We start from the raw sequence: 18,908 nt of genomic DNA, 5'->3' as shown, positions 1-18,908 counted from the left end.
TTTTGAAATAAAATGCCTATATCGAAAAATAAATACATACTAAACTTAATTTTGTTAAGTGTGTCACAAAATTAGTAAAAAAGGCGATTAAAATGAAAAACTATATAAAATGGGTACTTTTGGCATTCATTGGTCTATTTTTGGTTGCATGTAAGCCGACCGCTAAATTTGAATATAGTCCTGTTGCACCAAGTACAGGCGAAATTGTCAAATTTGATGCGACGAAAAGTACGGTATATAAAGCAAAAGAAGGCAATGCAATCCGCACGTATGCTTGGAATTTTGGTGATGGTACTCAGGGAACGGGTGCCACAGTTGAACATACTTATACGCAAGTGGGGCAATATACAGTGACATTGAATGTCACCGATCTTGCGGGACAAACCAGCTCCACCACACAAAAAATAAAAGTAAAACAGGGTGCAATCACAACCAATAAACAAGTTGCAATTCTGGTTCAAACTGTTAATGGCACATCCATTCCTGATGCAGATGTTACCATACTAGGGCAGCGTATAAAAACGGATCAAAATGGTCGTGCAAGTTTGAACCTTATACTGCCTCAAGCGACAAAAACAGTGGTCGCTCAGTTTGAAAAAGCCGGTTTTATTGGTCAGTCCATCGTGTATGAGGTGGCAAATTTAAAAGCACTATCTGTAAATTTATTGGCGATCAAACAGGTTGTCCCTGTATCTGAAATTTCTATGGCTCAAGTGATTCAATCTCAAAATTTGGGTGCAACCATTACGATTCCTGCAAACGCTTTTGTAAAAAATAATGGTGAGTTGGCAACGGGTGCAGTAAATGTCGAATTTACACCTTGGGATATCACCAATGCTGATCTAAATGCGATGCCTGCCAATGGCGTGGCAAAAGATGCTCAAGGTAACATTGTTGACCTGATTAGCGCAGGGATGATTACCGCAACATTTAAAGATGCCAATGGTCAGCAACTACAACTTGCCAATGGGAAAACAGCAGATATTCAAATGAATTTACCTGTAAAAAGTCTCAATAACCAAGAAATGAAAGCTGGAACTGAAATTCCTATGTGGTATTTCGACGAAAGCAGTGGATTGTGGATTGAGGAAGGTAAAGGTCAAGTCATTACATCAAATCAATCTGCTACAGGTCTTGCTGTACATGCGACAGTGCGTCATTTTTCGACATGGAACTGGGATTTAAAATTTGAAAATGCGGGTTCAGTCTTTGTCCAGTGTCAATCTAGTGGAGAGGCGATTCCATGTTATGTCACGGCAAAAATCACCCTAAATGATGGTTCTGCTTTAACCAAATCAAATAGTGTTGCTAAAGAAGGCTTAACCGTAGTGAATATGCCTTCAAGCGGTACAATTTATTGGTCAGCCAAAGACCTCACAGGTACGTTGTTGGGAGAAAAAACTTCAACAACCGCAGGTAATGTGATCATTGATCTCGGAAAACCGACGACGGATCATTTTATAAAATGTGAGCTTCCTAATGGCACAGCACTGTCCTGCTCTGGAAAAATAAATGAGAAGTTTGACTTTTCTGTAGCGCAAGATGGCGGACGCTTGATCACAGGTATAAACGATTCAGATGGACAGTTGGACTGGTCAGCACAAAGCGCTTTAATTTTTGAAACCAATCAATGGGTACGTTACAAAGGTAAACAAGTTTCAGGTTTGAATGGTAATGTGAATATTGTTTTGACTGATCGTGAAGTTGTTTACAGCAGTAGTAAAGGTTTAACTTTCCCTGCCGTTTGTACCAGTTTGATTGATTCTTCAAATGGACCCATTGAACCTAATGGCAATTGGGAAGTTATGCCTGAATTAATTGGAAAGTCTTGCAATATAGAAATTACGGTATATGGCTTAGATGGTGTAGAGGAGGAAACCTTAACGTTTAATGCTATTTATGGAAAACCAGTACAAATTCAACTACCAAATCAATATTCAGGTTTTCTTGCAAGTGGAAAAGGTCCTATTGCTTATTTAAGTATTTATGCATTGATACAAGACAATGGGCAAGAATGGGTTGAGCGAATTGGTTTTGAATCTGAGCCTGATCAGGATGCCATGATCAAACTATTGATGGGTGCACCTGACTGGTAGTTTTTAAATAAAACTCATTAAAACCACCTTTCGAGGTGGTTTTTTAGATTTGCTTTCTTTTTTGGGCAGTCACTGTACAGCCAATTGAAGCACTGATAATGGTGGCTAAAGCTAACCATTGTGTCCATAACAATTGTTCACCTAAGAAAATAAACCCAGAGAATGCTGCAATTGCAGGCTCAAGACTCATCAGTGTCCCAAAACTTAAAGCGGATAAATTTCTTAAAGCAATCATTTCCAAAGAGAACGGCAAAGCACTTGCCAAAATAGCCAATGTAATAAAATAGACTAAATTCGATGGCTGAAAAATTTCAATCGGCATCCCTGAGAACAAGGCAATCGGTAGTAAACACAGTGTTCCCACAAACATGCCCAAACATACGGTGTGATTTCCCGAAACACCAGAGGGACGTTGCCCAGCAACAATATAAACAGCCCAACATGCACCAGCAGCTAAGGCAAAAGCAATTCCAACAGGATCAAGGTGATGTTGTGCTTGGTCAAAAGGAAACAATAAAACTAAGCCGAGAATTGCAAGCCCGACCCAAATAAAATCAAATTTTCGACGCGCATGGAAAAGTGCAACACTCAGTGGACCGATAAATTCAAAAGCGACAGCAATGCCCAACGGAATACGGTGAATAGACAGATAAAATAAAGCATTCATTCCAGCAAGTGCCAAACCGTAACTGATAATAGATGACCATTTGACTTGCTTTAAATTGACCTGCCAGATTTTAAAAATGACAGCTAGAATCAATCCACCTAAAAGCAGACGCATCGCAGAAATCGTCAATACTGGAAATTGTTCAAACAGTGTTTTGGCAAGAGCACCGCTACTTTGCACACTGATCATGGCAAAAAACAGTAAAGCGATCGCTTGTAGATGTGGTGCATTTTTTAAATTGAGCATGCTATGAAATACTTAGAATAAGGATGATATGTATTAAGAATTTGAATTTTTAACGAAGTGCAGTCTTAGAGATGATTGTACATTTGATCTGAAGTAATGACCAATAAAAAAACCACAGGAATGTTCCTGTGGTTTTTCAAGCTTAATAGCCTTAGAACAATACGCGAACGCGGATTGTACCTTCAACTTCATGAAGAGTATCAAGCGCTTCTTGAGATGCAGTTGCGTCTACATCCATTACCAAGTAACCAACGTCACCTTTAGTCATTAAAGACTGACCAGAAATGTTGATTCCATGTTCAGCGAACAGGTTGTTGATCTTAGAAAGAACACCCGGTACGTTTTTATGAATATGCAGTAAACGGTGTTTCCCTTCAGTCAATGGAAGAGCAATTTCAGGGAAGTTTACAGCAGATAAAGTCATACCTTTATCTGAGTAAGCAACAAATTTCTCTGCAACTTCTAAACCGATATTGGCTTGAGCTTCCATCGTTGATCCACCAACGTGTGGTGTAAGGATCACATTGTCTAAGCCACGAAGAGGAGAAACAAATTCTTCACCATTGGCTTTCGGCTCTTTCGGGAATACATCTACTGCTGCACCAGCAATATGACCAGATTTGATCGCATCCGCTAAATCTTCAATAACAACACATGTACCACGTGCTGCATTGAGGAAGATTGAACCTTCTTTCATTTTTGCAAATTGATCTTTTGCAAAGAAATTACGTGTTGAAGGAACATCTGGAACATGTAAAGTAACCACATCAGCATTGGCAAGTAATTCATCTAAAGAACCAACTTGGCGTGCATTACCCATAGGAAGCTTGGTCACAGCATCATAATAAATCACATGCATACCCATGCTTTCAGCCAAAACTGAAAGTTGTGAACCAATTGAGCCGTAACCCACGATACCTAAAGTTTTTCCACGTGTTTCAAACGAGCCGACAGCTGACTTGTTCCAACCACCACGGTGTGTAGATGCAGATTTAGCAGGTACACCGCGAAGTAAAAGAATCGATTCTGCAAGAACAAGTTCTGCAACTGAACGAGTATTTGAATATGGTGCGTTAAATACAGGAATACCACGAATCATGGCTGCATTTAAATTCACTTGGTTTGTTCCGATACAGAAACAACCCACTGCGATCAATTTATTCGCAGCTTCAAAGATTTCTTCAGTTAATTGTGTACGGGAACGAATACCAATGAAGTGAGCATCTTTCACCGCTTCTTTCAACGCTTCACCCTCAAGCGCAGTTTTACGGTAATCGATATTGGTATATCCAGCAGCATTTAATGTGTCGATCGCGTTTTGGTGAACGCCTTCTAACAACAAGAAACGAATTTTATCTTTAGGTAGTGAAAGATGTTGGCTCATTACGGCTCCGCTACAAAGGCCAAATTTAGTCGCAATATGATACCATAGACCTTGTTCTATAGATATTTTGATTGTGACACTACAGTGGATATTTTATCTACGATTTCTGATAAGCATTATTCAAAAATCAAATGAAATGCTAATGCATTGATTTTTATCATGCTTGCTGATGGCTTTATATACAAAGTGTGGATAATGTGAATCAAATCTGTACTTTATCCTGAGCAGTCATCTGGGTAAAATAGTGCTGAAATCGGTGAGATTGAAGATTTAGGCTAAAAAATATGCTGAAAAATTTTCACTGACTGATTTAAAATCTCAAATGTTGTACACGACGCCTTTTATTTACTTCTTGCTAGGTCCGCAAAACGATGAATGCTCCAGTAACGATAGCACCAGAATTATTGACCCAATTGACGCAAATTGTCGGTGAAAACCGAATTAAAACCGATGCGGACAGTTTAGAAAATTGGGGTAAAGATCATACTAAGCATTTCGATCCAAAACCTTCGATTATCGTTTTTCCTTCTAGTACGGAGCAGGTGCAAGCCATTGTTCAATTGGCCAATCAATTTAATGTTGCGATCACACCCTCTGGTGGGCGTACTGGATTATCGGCTGGTGCTGTTGCAGCGAATGGTGAAATTGTCGTGAGCTTCGACAAAATGAACCAGATTTTAGAGTTTTATCCTGCTGATCGTATGGTGCGTATCCAAGCTGGTGTCGTGACTGAGCAATTGCAGAATTATGCTGAAGAACAGGGTATGTATTATCCCGTTGATTTTGCTTCTGCAGGTTCGTCTCAACTGGGTGGAAATATTGGAACCAATGCAGGTGGGATTAAAGTCATCAAGTATGGTATGACACGTAACTGGGTGCTTGGTCTGACAGTCGTGACAGGAAAAGGCGATGTATTGCGTTTAAACAAAGGCATGATCAAAAATGCTACAGGTTATGCAATGCAGCACTTATTCATTGGTGGTGAAGGTACTTTAGGTCTAGTGACTGAAGCTGAAATTAAACTTGAACGTCAACCACATGACTTACAAGTGATGGTACTGGGTGTACCTGATTTTGATGCGATCATGCCAGTATTACATGCTTTTCAAAATAAAATTGACCTCACAGCATTTGAGTTCTTTGGTGAACTTGCGATGCAAAAGGTATTAGACCGTGGTCATGTTCAACGTCCATTTGAAACTGAATGTCCATTCTATGTTTTGCTTGAGTTTGAAGCGCCGTATGAACCGATTATGGATGCGGCGATGGAAATTTTTGAACACTGTATGGAACAAGGTTGGGTACTTGATGGCGTGATGAGCCAAAGTCTCGAACAAGTGCAAAGCTTATGGCGCTTACGTGAAGACATTTCAGAAACGATTGCACCATTTACCCCTTATAAAAATGATATTTCTGTACTGATTACGCATGTTCCTGCGTTTATTAAGGAAATAGATACGATTGTTGCAGAGAATTATCCAGACTTTGAAATTTGCTGGTTCGGGCACATTGGTGACGGCAACCTGCATTTAAATATTTTAAAACCTGCAAATTTGTCGAAAGATGAATTCTTTGCAAAGTGTCAGGTAGTCAATAAATATGTGTTTGAAACAGTGAAGAAATATGATGGTTCGATTTCTGCTGAGCATGGTGTGGGCATGACCAAAAAGCCTTATCTTGATTACACCCGTACTGCTGAAGAAATTGAATACATGAAGGCTTTAAAGAAAGTATTTGATCCAAATGGGATTATGAACCCGGGTAAACTCTTTGATCTTTAAAAGTTTGAACCAAAAACGCTCCTCAGGGAGCGTTTTTTATGGACACACAAAAATAAAAATAAATTTACAGTGTTGTGGTTATTTGTCGTTAAAAATTTGTTATGTTTGTAGCGCTTAAACATTGATAAGAAACTGAAAATGATGCTGATTGATAATATTTTAATTTCTAAACAAAGTTTAGAAAGTGATGATCATTATGATGTGATTATGTCCAATATCGATACATTAAATGGATTATTTGAACACTATATCGAATACGATGAAGTGTCAGCTGAAGCGCTATATAGCTATTTTGTGGATTATTATCTCGCCCAAGTCAATAACGGTGGATTCTCTCAATTTGTGTATAACACGGGGTGGGATGCATTTATGGTGAAGCATGTTCGTGATGGTTTAAAAGCCATGAATGCCACTCAACATTTAGCTTTATTTGAACAAAGCGCTAATTTGATTGAACAATTTTCTGATGAGCAATTTGAACAGTTTTTAGAGGGTGAATATTTTGGTGAGAACCAGCAACGTGATGTACTCAATAGCTTTGATGATAAATTCTTTGCATTGAATGAAAGTGAAGATCTGATTGAAATCAATAGCCAATGGTTAAGACAGCATCCAAAGTTACGAGCAGTGGATGAAGATGAAATATTGACGGTTATTGAACAAGTTTCAGCGAAGATTCCAAATCTGGAACAGCGGAAACAACAGGCAGCTGAAAATCAACCCCGTTATTTTAAAATTATTGAAGAATTGTGTCAGCAGCTTGGTCAAGAGCTGGATCGTATTACTATCGGTGATCCATCGCATCAATATAATGGACAAGAGATTGTCGCTTGGCATTTTCTAACGGAACAAGGGCATTTCTATATGCTGGATTTAGGTGATCAAGCATTGATGTTTGATGATCAAGATCAACAAGTCATTGCTCTCGATATTGCTCATATTGCAGATGAGTCATAAAGTCACAGTTTTTAAATAGTGTAAGTTGAATGTGCATAGCATTATAAAGCGATGCTTTGAGTTTTAAGGATAACCAGAATGAACCGTTTGAGTTTAATTTCAGTATTTTGTTTAGTGACTCTGTCGGGTTGTGCAACAACACAAAATTTAATCAATAAAGTGGGTGGTTCTGAAACGCCATTGAGCCAAGTTTTAAATGAGCGTCCTGATCTGCGCAAAGATTTAGCGACTGTTGAATTACGTCAATATTTTAACCGTGTTGAATCGCCAACAGTCGCTGAGGTGAAATTGACTGAAACGGGTTTGATGGATGATTCAGTTCGTTCAATTCGTACGGTATATAGCTTTAAAAATGTAGATGGTCAGTGGAAACGCATAGACGTACAAAAGGAATATCAGTGTTTACGTGGTAAAAATACCAAGACATTCCAAAAGGCAAAATGTCCTTAATCAATGATTTACCAGGAATTATAGTTTTGAAAAATTAAAAATAGAGAACAACAAAATGGCAAAAACGAGAGTTGGAATAATTTTTGGTGGAAAATCATCAGAGCATCGCGTGTCACTACAGTCAGCACAAAACATCGTGGATGCAATAGATCGGCAAAAGTTTGATCTTAGTTTGATTGGGATAGATCAAGATGGCACTTGGCGTATTTTAGATGCTACACATTATTTAGAATATGGTCACGATCCTAAATTAATTTCTCTTGCCGCACGTGAACAGCAAGATCATTTACAGTCTAAGCCACCTCAAATTTTTGAAATTGAAAATGCACAAGGATTAGCGCCCCTTGATGTTATTTTTCCAATTATTCATGGGACCTTAGGTGAAGATGGTGCATTACAAGGCATGCTTAAAATTTTAGATCTACCATTTGTGGGCTCAGATGTTTTAAGTTCTGCAATTTGTATGGATAAAGATGTTACCAAGCGTTTATTACAAGGTTCTGGTATTGCTGTTGCACCATTTCTAACGATTCATGCTTATGACCTAAATGAGGTAAGTTTCGATGAGGTTCAAACTACTTTAGGTCTTCCTGTATTCGTAAAACCTGCAAATCAAGGTTCTTCCGTCGGGGTGAGTAAAGTTGAAAATGAACAGGAATTTATTGCTGCTTTAGAAAATGCATTTCAATATGACAGCAAAGTATTGATCGAAAAATTTATCAAAGGTCGTGAAATTGAGTGCGGGGTTTTGGGAAATTATTATCCAAGAGCCAGTGTTTGCGGTGAGGTAGTTGTAAAGTCTAGTTTTTATTCTTATGAAGCAAAATATATAGATAATCAATCTTCTGCAGTCGTGATTCCTGCTCCAATTTCAAATGAGCAAAGTAATAAGATCCGTGAGATTTCGATTAAAGCTTTTAAAGTTCTGGGTTGTTTTGGACTTGCACGTGTCGATTTTTTCTTGACTGAAAATGGTGATATTTTTCTGAATGAAGTAAATACTTTGCCAGGGTTTACCAATAACAGTATGTATCCAAAGCTTTGGGAAGCAAGTGGGATCACTTATTCTGAATTAATTACTCAACTCATAGAATTGGCTTTAGAGCGTCATGAAAATTTATTAAGAAATCCAAAATTGGTGTCCAAAGGATAGCTGTTTTTCGCTATTCATATGTTTTATTGAAGAATGGATAAGACATTTGCTTGAGAACGCACCAGATATGATGCGTTTTTAGAATATCAATAGAATCAATTAACGAGAGTGAATTTTTGCTCCCTTGTCTGAGTGATAGTTTCAGTTTAATCAGGCTTCAGCATGCTTAATCAATTCGATAAAAATAGGTATTCAAAAACTAAAGAAAATTCAAAATTCATTGAAATTAATGATATAAAACTTATAGATTACCAAAAATGTGAACATAATGAACATCCAACAAGAAATTCAAAACTTATTCCAAAATCGAGATGAACATCCACTATTTTATATCGAAAGTGGTAGTCGATTATGGGGCATGGCAAGTCCAGACAGCGACTATGATGTGCGTGGTTTCCATTTACCTTCTAAAGCTCAATATTATGATTATCGTCAACATCGTGACTTAATCGAAATCATGGAGGGGGATTTTGACTTTGTTTCATTTGATTTAAATAAGATGTTTGGACTTTTGGCAAAGAGTAATCCTACAGTACTTGAATGGGTACGAGCGCATATTGTCTATTTTAATCAATTTCCTGAGTGGGAAAGCTTTAGAGCAGGTTTGCTGGAACGAATAGACTATAAAGCGCTGTATTATCATTACTTATCGCTAGCGAAAGGCGGTATGCAAGTCATGCAAACGGCAGATAATTTTACTTATAAAAAAGTGTTTTATTCGATTCGTGGTTTGATGTCCGCAGAGTTGGCAACACAACAGATTATGCCTGAACTCCAGATCACGCAGTTGTTCGATCAAATTGATGCCAATGATCCACTCCGTCATTGGGCAGAGGATTATTTAGAAATCAAAAAGCAACAAAAAGAAAAAGCGCAATTACCGGTGATTGAACAAGCGCAGATCTTAAAATTATTGGAAGATAAGATTCAAGCTTTAAATTTAAGGGCAATTGAACCGACCAATGATATTGAAAAATTAAAGCAATATCTCACAGCATATAGCTTCAATTTAAAACAGCATTTTTACGGTTAATGCGTTTACCAATTAGAGAAGATCGACAGTATGAAAACCCTTGCCTTTATTCATCGTAATGATACGCGCTTTGCGATAGGGGATTTTTATCCTGTACTTTCTGTATTTTCATACTATGAATTAGGCAATACCGTCTCTCCCTTTCTGTTACTTGATCACTTGGGACCTGGAGTTTTAAAACCGACCAATTTACACAAAGGCGTGAGTGAACATCCACATCGAGGTTTTGAAACCGTCACGCTGATTTTTGCTGGAGAACTTGAACATCGAGATTCGTCGGGTGGCGGAGGGATCGTTTCTGCAGGCGATGTGCAATGGATGACGGCTGCTTCAGGAGTCCAACATAAAGAAGTGTTTAGTGAGGCATTCTCAAAAACAGGGGGATATTTTGAAATGGTACAGTTGTGGGTGAATTTGCCTGCCAAAGATAAAATGAATCCACCCCGTTATCAAAGTCTGCGCAAAGCGGATATTCCAGTGATTGAACTTAGACATTCCGCAGGAACAGTCAGGGTCATTGCTGGGCATTATGGAAATGCCCAAGGACCAGCCAAAACGCATTCGCCGCTCCAAGTTTTAGACATCGAAGTCCAGCCAGGGCATCGTGTGGTTCTACCTGCGAATATTGGCGACACCACTATGATTTATTTAAGAACTGGTAAAGTTCAATTTCAGCCTGAAGATGAAATTCTCGAAGAACAAGGCTTGGCTGTGATGTCGAGTTTAGGGCAGGATATTGAGATCACCGCTTTACAGCATTGCAAGTTATTGTTGCTGACAGGCAAACCACTTCAAGAGCCGATCAATGGTCATGGTCCATTTGTAATGAACAGCTATGATCAAATTCTTGAAGCATATGATGATATTAAAAATGGTACATTCATCAAGTTTAAAGTGTTAGATGATCAATGACAGCAAGCTCAACGTATAATTTACTGTAAAGTGTTAAATGCCTGTTTGTGGTTTATTTTTTAAACCAATCAGACCTTTGATCAGCAATGCAATTCCAATTCCCACACATAGACCCATCAGGAATTTGCCGAATATACCTAAACCAAGTTCTTTTTGATTGGCTGAGCTAATTGCTTTCGCTGTATCTTCTGCTGAGCCTGTCGCATTGGCTTGAGCGTCCATCATGGCAACAAAACCTGTATCCGTTTTACAGCTTGAGATAATTGAGCCAGAGTTTTCACCATATTTTTTTTGCACTAATTCTTCACATCTGGCTTGATCAGAAGCACTGATATGGGATCCTGAACTCATAAAATAAAGCCCACCACCGACCAGAAGTAAAATAATGCCGATGATGATCAATGAAACTGGATTTTTATTTTTCATTTAATTTATTCATATAGATTTATGTGACATTTAGAGTAGCCTAAGAATATTAAATGTTCAACTTCCTCTCGAAAAATGTCTGTGTTACACTACAAAAACTCAACCCTGTGTGTACTTTCTATAAACTTTTTTATAGTAGGGTTCAGTTATAAATCTCACAAATTTGCTGCAAGCATTACTTTTTTACCTATTGAATTAGACACCTTGTGAATGCGGTGTTGACCCCTTATTCAACGTAAATTCCACAACTTAATATTTAAATTTCAGTGCTTGTCATTGGGATGACGCTTATCTTTAGAAAAATAGTGTCACTCCAGCAAGCCTATAATGATATGTAGAAAACAATGCAAAATTCAGTGCAACAAGAACACACTGCAAGTTTGAGTCGCGCTACGCTCATGTTTCCATTGGCGTTGGTGCTTTTTGAGTTTTCAGTGTATATCGGAAATGATTTGGTTCAGCCTGCTATGCTCGCGATTACCAAGGAATTTGGCGTAAGTAGTGCATGGGCACCGTCGTCGATGTCCTTTTATCTGCTTGGTGGTGCATGTGTCGCAGGCTTATTGGGGCCATTATCTGACCGATTAGGACGAAAAAAAGTCTTATTGGCTGGTGTGGCATTCTTTGTTATCACCTGCTTATTGATCTTACTGACTCATCATATTGAAAGTTTTCTCGCTTTGAGATTTTTACAAGGCTTTGGTTTATCCGTGATTGCAGCGGTCGGTTATGCTGCAATTCAGGAAACTTTTGAAGAACGTGATGCAATTAAAGTCATGGCACTCATGGCTAACATTTCTCTACTGGCGCCGTTAATTGGACCTGTCGTAGGTGCTTTCCTGATTGATCATGTATCGTGGCATTGGGGCTTTATTGGCATTGCATTTTTAGCCTTTCTGAGTTGGTTTGGCTTGAAGGCTAAAATGCCAGCGCGTCGTATCAGTATTCCAAAACAACCCTTGAGTTATATTTGGGATGACTATAAGAAAGTCTTTAAGAATAAGACCTTTATGGGAATGACTTTAGGTCTGCCTATGGTGGCGATGCCTTTAATGCTGTGGATTGCTCTGTCCCCAGTGATGTTGGTTGAAGAACTAGGGCTGACGAGTCTGCAATATGGATTAGCGCAGTTTCCTGTATTGGGCGGGCTGATCTTAGGTAATATTGTGCTGATTCGAGTGATTGATCGTTTGGCGCTTGGAAAAACAGTGTTAATTGGCTTGCCATTGATGCTTTTGGGCACTGTGATTGTGTTCGCAGGTGTGATCTGGCGCGAATATTTTTTATATTGCGTCATTTTGGGCATGACTTTAGTCAGTTTTGGTGAAGGGATCAGTTTCTCCGTGCTGTATCGTTTTGCCTTGATGTCTTCAGAGGTTTCTAAAGGTACAGTTGCCGCTGCTGTTTCAGTCTTGATGATGTTTACCTTTTTCTTTGTCATTGAACTGATACGAATTTTGTACGAGCACTTCCATCTCTGGGCGTATGCTTTGTCATGTTTTGCATTGATTGCGTTATGGTTCACAATTCCACGTGGGTTATTAAAAGCAATTATGAAACAACGTCAGGCAGACGGTATTTTTTAAAATTCAAAAAGCTCCCTCTCCAAAAGGAAAGGGAGCTTTAAAACTGTGCTCAATGGAGATTAAGAAGATTGCGCTTGCTTTAATTTATGATCAAAGACAAAGGGTCCAAAAGGTAAAATTGAAGCGATTAAGCCTAAAATAAACATTTTGAGTGACCATTTTTGCTTTTGACAAACAATGAATAGAACGGCAAGAAAGGCAATAAAGAGTAAGCCGTGTCCCATACCAACGTATTTCACATAGATTGGGTTATCCCAAATATATTTGAGCGGCATTGCAATAAACAGCAGGAGAAGAAAGGAAATCCCTTCAAGAAAACCAACAAGACGTAAAGTTTTGATATTCATGGTCACTTAGTCAAATGAGAATGAATCTTGAGTCTAACCGAATTGTGTTCAAAAGTTGAATATATTTATCACTCTCATCAGTTCCATTAAGTGATGTTATTCAGTGTAAAAAATGACCTCGATCATGTTGTTAAAATATCACAATCGAAAGTCATTATTACACATCAGTTTTTTATGATTTATTGAGAAGTATGCAGAATTGGCATTGCATTAAATCTTTCATCATTCTCGATTTCGATGTTTGTTGATTACTGTGCGGCTTCAAGTGCAGCTTCTTGTTGCTGTTGTTCAAACTCGGAGATATAAACGCAACCCAGATAAGTTTTATTTTCTCCTTCATTGATAACAGGATTGGATTCAGCAAGGGTCAGTTTTCGAACAGACTTTTCAGCGTCTTTGGTCGCAGGATCAGTTTTTACAATTTTTTCGCCTGAAAAATACGGCATATCTTTAAAAAATCGATTTTGAGAAATTTTAAATTTTTCAGCAAGTTCTTTGGTATTGGCATTTTTAAATACAGCCAACATGCCACCAGCAACCAAACTAATTTCATGGCTTGTTTGACCAAAGACTTTGATGGGTTCTTTACTCACATATGAGTAATCTTCCCCTTGTTTGATCCAACCATTCTTTTTTAGATTGTCTTCAAACTCAAAACCTAGACCATAATAATCACTGAGCGTTTTCTTACATTCTAAAAATTGCTCTAAGTTTTGATTAAATTGAGTATCTGCATAACTAGATGTCATGGCACCTAGCGTGAATAAAGCGACGAATAATTGTAAATGCTGTTTAAGTTTCATTTGAACCCTCTCAAATCATGTCGTCATTTCTATTTAATTTCTAATCCAAGTAAAGTTGTTTTAAGTCTTAACAACTCAGGTAAGGTTTCCAATAATAAACTGATTTGTTTTAAGGCTAATAGTAAACCATCTGATAAATTGTCTTGATCACTTAAAGTTTGTATTTCTGCCAATTTCTGGTCAATCGCAGCCTCATTTAAAGGGGCTTGATTGAGTAAAGCCTCATTCAAGGTGTGTTTACACCAAAGCATTAAATCTAAAATTTGTTGATCATGTACCTGTTCACGATGGCTGCCGAGAGCAGATACATAACTGAGTTGACTATGACTATAGACCAAGTACCTAAATGCATGATGAATTAAATCTTGATTGGGATTGGGTTCGGCACTAAGGCTGGAAATCATGGTGGATAATTCAATTTGCGCATTGTGGGCTGCACGACGGGCTTTACGATAATCAATACTGTTTGTGCGTCCTTGTTGATATTGTTCTACCACAGCATCGAAATAATCTAGGCTTGCTTTACTGCTCTTTAGAATATTGTTGGAAATATTTCGGAAATTCCAATCTGGCCAAATAAAGCTGACAGCAAACCATGCGATTAAACAGCCTAAAAGTGTATCTATGATGCGCGGTAAAATGATGGCATAGCCTGCACCTTTAAGATTAAAAATCAACAAGACCATCAGGGTTGCCATTAATGTCGCCATGGCATATTTTTTGGAACGCAAATAGAAAAAATACACCCCAAAAATAATGGTAAGTACCAACTGACCTTCAATACTGGGTACAAAATATAAGATTGGAATTCCTAAAATGACACCTAAAACAGTGCCCAAGGTTCGCATTTTTAAACGGCTTTTAGTGGCAAAGTAGCTGATTTGGCAGACAAATAAGCTGGTCAATAAAATCCAGTAACCATTTTTGGCAAAAGGCAATAAAGACATGGCATAGCCCACAGCGAACACAAAACCAATCCGGACAGCATGACGAAACAGGGCTGACTTTGGGGTTAAATGTTGTTTGATCTTGAGCCAAAGATCTTGTATGCCGTGGATATCGTCATCCAATAAATTTAAATTATCCCGGTGTTGACTGTAGCTTTGTTGATAATTGACCTGTTCAATACTGAGGTTGGTGAACTGGTCTTGAACATTTTTTAAATTTCTTAAAACCAAAACTAAGTTTTTTACTTCTAAATTATGTGGATTTTGTTGAATCCAATCATGCATGGAACTTTCTAAATGTGCTAAGACCGTACTATGGTCTGCATGAACTGTAAAAGTATGACGTTTTAAAATAGACTCAGCGAGCTTTTGACAATGCTGTGCTTGTAAACGTACATTCTTTTGAATTCGATAAATTAAATCGGTACGGCTAAAGTTCTGTTGGATCCTTTCATAATGTAGATAATTGGATGTGGCTTGTTCATGGATATCTTGGGCGAGAAAATATAAATTCAGCCAATAAATGGTATTTTTATTGGCGCGTGAGGCTTTCAAACGAGTCAGTAATGATGCTTTGGTGGTATTTAAGCTGTGTACCACAACACTATTTTTTAATGAAAGATCATATAAAAGTTGTTCAACATTGTCTTTATTATCAGGGTCGAACAGTTTAGCTTTTGCCATGAGTAAATCGCAAAGATTATTGAAACTGTTTGATAAATTGTCCTGTACAGCTTGCGTTGGTTTAAGTAGATAAAAAATAATCGAAGTCAGACCATACCAGAGCGCCCCCATGACAAAGTAACTCGGCTGTTGATACCACTCAGAATATTCACCTAAGCCAAACATGGTATAAATTGAAAGTAACACAGTACCAAAAGAAATGGTGGCATAGCGTTGCCCCAATGCACCCATTAATATAAAAGCGGCACTGGAAAGGGATAAATAAATTAAGAATAAAAGTTTATAGGGATGTAAAAAATCTAAGATACTGCTGACGCTAAAAAATAGAACGCACACCAATCCAAGATTTCTTAAACGAATACTGAGACGATCATCAAAGTCAGTCAATGCTGTTGCAATTGCTCCAAGCGTCAAAGGAACAATCAATTGCTGATAGCCAAGAAAATAAAGCCCCAGCGTTGTTCCTGTGAAAACAATCAAAATCTGTAAGCAATAAATGAATGTTGAATTTGATTTTATATTTTGAAAGATTTGATGAACGCTATTCACAATATCGTTTCGCAGATAGGGAGTCTTTATATTTTACTCATTTATGATACTTTCAGATGCTTTATTCGCTGTGGAAATGTAAAAATTAATAGGAAAATTCAACATTTTATATACAGATTGCCTATTACGCAGCAGATTAAAAACATCCAGAATAAATCATTGAATGCTTAAAAATATCGACAATGTCAAAAAAACAAAACACCGCAATTAAACAACCGCGTTATCGTAATGCTGAGTTAACCGAACGCCGTAATTTAAAAATGGCACGTTCAATCCATGCTTATGTACGAGGCAATACTTCTAAATATTATGATTGGCTCAAACAAGCTGAAATTAGCTCCATTCCTCAAGGTCCTGCAATTTGGATTTGTGGCGATTGCCATACTGGGAACTTAGGTCCTGTTGCCAATGCTGAAGGGAAGATTGACATTGAAATTAGGGACTTGGATCAGACAGTGATTGGTAATCCAGCCAATGATTTGATTCGTTTAGGTTTATCTTTAGCAACAGCAGTACGCAGTTCAGACTTGCCGGGTGTGGTGACTGCACAAATGATTGAAGCGCTGTATGCTGGCTATATTTATGCGCTGGAACGTAGTGGTCGAACAAGTGATCAGTTACAGCGTCCTGCTTTAGTACACAGTGTGATGGAAAAAGCAGTGAAACGATCATGGAAAAGCTTAGCAAAAGAACGTTTGGAAGATGTAAAACCACAAATTACCTTGGGTAAACGATTTTGGCCGTTATTAAAAAAAGAGCAGTTGGAAATACACAATGTTTTTGCTCAACCAGATATAGAAGATTTGGTCAAAATGATTGGGCAGCGTGATGCATCAGCACAGCTCAAAGTGATTGATTCGGTGTACTGGGTGAAAGGTTGCAGTTCTTTAGGCTTATTGCGCTATATCGTTTTAATGGATTCATCCAATCATATTGTCAGAGATGGTAAAGGCTTGTGTTTAATGGATTTAAAAGAAGCCACCACAGCTTTAGCGCCTCGCTATTCAAATGCGCCGATGCCGAAAGACAATGCAATGCGAATTGTGGAAGGTGCACGACATTTATCCCCTTATCTGGGTGAGCGAATGCGAGCAACCAAATTTTTAGAGCGATCGATCTTTATTCGTGAGTTATTACCGCAGGATTTAAAATTAGAAATCGAGGGCATGAATCAAACTGGGGCGAGAGATTTGGCGTTTTATTTGGCTTTTGTGGTAGGACGGGCACATGTTCGGCAAATGGATGATTCAACTCGAAATAGTTGGCTCAAAGAGCTGCAACGAAATCAGTCTAAAACCATAGATGCTCCATTTTGGTTATGGCGCAGTATTGTGGAATTAATCAGTGTACATGAAGCGGGTTATTTGGATCATTGCCGTCGTTATGCACTTGCTCATCAAAAATAAAGTAATATGTGGATAACTGCATGGTTATCCACATATTGTAAAGCTGAATTTTCATCTTCATAGGTCTTGAGTAGTAAGATTTTTAAAGCACAACATCAAATTGGCTTTAACCGAATAGATGAAGATTGTCATTCACGATAAAAAGATATTAGAACGTATAAGCAATACCCAAGCTCACGCTTTGAGATTTATTTGAAATGCCACCGCCATCTTTGGAGCTTGAGATTTCATTGGTTTGATTTTCCATCATGACCGAATCAGTTGTCACATGTTTATATTGATTCCATGCATATTCAGTAAATAATTTTGTATCTGGTCGAATATTATAGCCTGCGTTTACAATTGCTCCATAATACCTTCCATTGCTGGCTTTAGTATCAAATGTAGTATCACGTAAGTAATGATTATCACGATCTGATGCATTGACCCAACGACTATATTTTAGCGTAGTATTCAGTTCAAAATTATTGTATTCAAACTTATTATAGATGCCGATATAAGGCATTTTAAATTTTTGCTTATAGCCAATAAGCTTCTCATTAGGGTCAAACTCTCCGACATTACTAAGTGCTGATCCTTCAACATAATCCCCATCATCATCTTGTTCAGAATAATAATAGGAACCACCCATCGCTGACCATGAGTATCTATTTTGCTGATAACCGAATAAAGTGCCTAACTTATAATGTGGTGTATCCAGTAGATTGATATTGACATTGAAATCAAACTCATTCGCAAAGTTGAGTGGTGTACGATCATGATGAGACCAATCCGTCAGTAAATCTCTATCTGTTTCCGACATCCAGTCATAGTTATTCATCACCGATGAGTTTTTAGATAATGTACTCCAGCCTCTCGCATTAAAAGAAAACTTAGGATGGATTTGCCAATTTATTTCAGCATTGATGATATTCGCGCTGTTGGTGTCCCAAGTGAGTTCGGATGCTTTGCTTTGATCATCCATATAAACCAGTTCTTTGGCTTTGGAGTTCAGTAAAAGCCCAGAAGATAAAGATATAGAAAGATCGCTTGGTGTAAATCGACTCGACCCATTATTTTCACTTGCAAACGTGGAGTTTATACACAGCATAACTATTGGTATTACGATCTTTTTCATTAAAATAAAAGCCTTTTTAAATGAGTTAATTATTTAATTTGCTAAAGTGCGGATTTAATCTATTCGATTTTTACTAGATTGTAAAATTACAAATATTATTTTAATTGCAGATAATGTCTTTTGAATTTAATTGTTAAATATATTTATTTTTTAAATATCAGTGAGTTGTTTGATTGATTTTTAAGTTATATTTATTTTAAAAAAATTCATTTTAAATTTAAATTAGGTTAAAAATTTTTTGTTTGAAGTGTTTGAAATTTTATTTTATCGCATTGGTTTTTCTAAGTGCGTGGTTGGGTAATACTTTATTAGTAAAGTAAAAATGTGTTTTATTTATTATTATTAAACCGTGATAATATTAACA

16 protein-coding genes are annotated in these 18,908 nt (G+C 37.6%); 9 read left to right on the top strand and 7 right to left on the bottom strand.

Annotated features, from left to right (window positions below):
• Positions 1-92 precede the first annotated feature (92 nt).
• Positions 93-2,096, top strand: a complete 2,004-nt coding sequence (locus I9192_RS19970; protein ID WP_151801029.1) for a PKD domain-containing protein — start codon at positions 93-95, stop codon at positions 2,094-2,096.
• Positions 2,097-2,139: 43 nt separating this feature from the next.
• On the opposite strand, the gene I9192_RS19965 is transcribed toward I9192_RS19970, so the two are convergent.
• A complete protein-coding gene (locus tag I9192_RS19965; RefSeq protein WP_005035458.1) occupies positions 2,140-3,009 on the bottom strand; it encodes an EamA family transporter in 870 nt (289 codons plus the stop codon).
• 151 nt (positions 3,010-3,160) lie between these two features.
• Positions 3,161-4,393 (bottom strand): phosphoglycerate dehydrogenase, encoded by a 1,233-nt coding sequence (gene serA / locus I9192_RS19960; RefSeq protein WP_005035460.1) that lies wholly within the window; start codon positions 4,391-4,393, stop codon positions 3,161-3,163.
• A 371-nt stretch (positions 4,394-4,764) separates the two neighbouring features.
• Here serA and I9192_RS19955 point away from each other — a divergent pair, with 371 nt between their 5' ends.
• The 6 genes from I9192_RS19955 to I9192_RS19930 all read left to right on the top strand — a co-directional run bounded on the left by I9192_RS19955 (position 4,765) and on the right by I9192_RS19930 (position 10,679).
• On the top strand, positions 4,765-6,174 hold the full coding sequence (locus tag I9192_RS19955; protein WP_005035462.1) for an FAD-binding oxidoreductase: 1,410 nt from the start codon (positions 4,765-4,767) through the stop codon (positions 6,172-6,174).
• Positions 6,175-6,312: 138 nt separating this feature from the next.
• Complete coding sequence (locus tag I9192_RS19950) at positions 6,313-7,131, top strand: DMP19 family protein (RefSeq protein ID WP_005035464.1); 819 nt, start codon at positions 6,313-6,315, stop codon at positions 7,129-7,131.
• Between the two features lie 78 nt (positions 7,132-7,209).
• A complete protein-coding gene (locus I9192_RS19945) occupies positions 7,210-7,581 on the top strand; it encodes a hypothetical protein (protein ID WP_004826467.1) in 372 nt (123 codons plus the stop codon).
• 55 nt (positions 7,582-7,636) lie between these two features.
• The gene (gene ddlA / locus I9192_RS19940; RefSeq protein ID WP_005035467.1) at positions 7,637-8,734 is read left to right on the top strand and encodes a D-alanine--D-alanine ligase; all 1,098 of its coding nucleotides are present in this window, start codon (positions 7,637-7,639) and stop codon (positions 8,732-8,734) included.
• A gap of 268 nt (positions 8,735-9,002) precedes the next feature.
• Positions 9,003-9,767: a nucleotidyltransferase domain-containing protein gene (locus tag I9192_RS19935; RefSeq protein WP_005035469.1), complete on the top strand. Its 765-nt coding sequence runs from the start codon at positions 9,003-9,005 to the stop codon at positions 9,765-9,767.
• 30 nt (positions 9,768-9,797) lie between these two features.
• A complete protein-coding gene (locus I9192_RS19930) occupies positions 9,798-10,679 on the top strand; it encodes a pirin family protein (RefSeq protein ID WP_005035471.1) in 882 nt (293 codons plus the stop codon).
• Between the two features lie 33 nt (positions 10,680-10,712).
• Here I9192_RS19930 and I9192_RS19925 read toward each other — a convergent pair whose 3' ends face one another.
• On the bottom strand, positions 10,713-11,105 hold the full coding sequence (locus I9192_RS19925; protein WP_005035473.1) for a hypothetical protein: 393 nt from the start codon (positions 11,103-11,105) through the stop codon (positions 10,713-10,715).
• Between the two features lie 344 nt (positions 11,106-11,449).
• Here I9192_RS19925 and craA point away from each other — a divergent pair, with 344 nt between their 5' ends.
• Positions 11,450-12,691 (top strand): chloramphenicol efflux MFS transporter CraA, encoded by a 1,242-nt coding sequence (gene craA, locus I9192_RS19920; protein ID WP_004826478.1) that lies wholly within the window; start codon positions 11,450-11,452, stop codon positions 12,689-12,691.
• Positions 12,692-12,750: 59 nt separating this feature from the next.
• Here the strand turns inward: craA and I9192_RS19915 are convergent, their stop codons facing one another.
• From I9192_RS19915 to yccS, 3 genes are all read right to left on the bottom strand, one after another.
• Entirely contained in the window at positions 12,751-13,038 is a 288-nt protein-coding gene (locus tag I9192_RS19915; protein ID WP_005035475.1) for a DUF3817 domain-containing protein, read from the bottom strand.
• 248 nt (positions 13,039-13,286) lie between these two features.
• A complete protein-coding gene (locus tag I9192_RS19910) occupies positions 13,287-13,841 on the bottom strand; it encodes a hypothetical protein (protein WP_005035477.1) in 555 nt (184 codons plus the stop codon).
• A gap of 29 nt (positions 13,842-13,870) precedes the next feature.
• Entirely contained in the window at positions 13,871-16,021 is a 2,151-nt protein-coding gene (gene yccS, locus I9192_RS19905; protein ID WP_005035479.1) for a YccS family putative transporter, read from the bottom strand.
• Between the two features lie 182 nt (positions 16,022-16,203).
• Between yccS and I9192_RS19900 the strand changes: the two genes are divergently transcribed.
• Entirely contained in the window at positions 16,204-17,427 is a 1,224-nt protein-coding gene (locus tag I9192_RS19900; protein ID WP_005035480.1) for a DUF2252 family protein, read from the top strand.
• A 148-nt stretch (positions 17,428-17,575) separates the two neighbouring features.
• On the opposite strand, the gene I9192_RS19895 is transcribed toward I9192_RS19900, so the two are convergent.
• On the bottom strand, positions 17,576-18,544 hold the full coding sequence (locus I9192_RS19895) for an omptin family outer membrane protease (protein WP_151801028.1): 969 nt from the start codon (positions 18,542-18,544) through the stop codon (positions 17,576-17,578).
• Between the last annotated feature and the right edge of the window lie 364 nt (positions 18,545-18,908).

The organism is Acinetobacter bereziniae, assembly GCF_016576965.1.
Lineage (GTDB): Bacteria > Pseudomonadota > Gammaproteobacteria > Pseudomonadales > Moraxellaceae > Acinetobacter > Acinetobacter bereziniae.
This window is presented reverse-complemented; position numbering and strand designations above follow the sequence as displayed.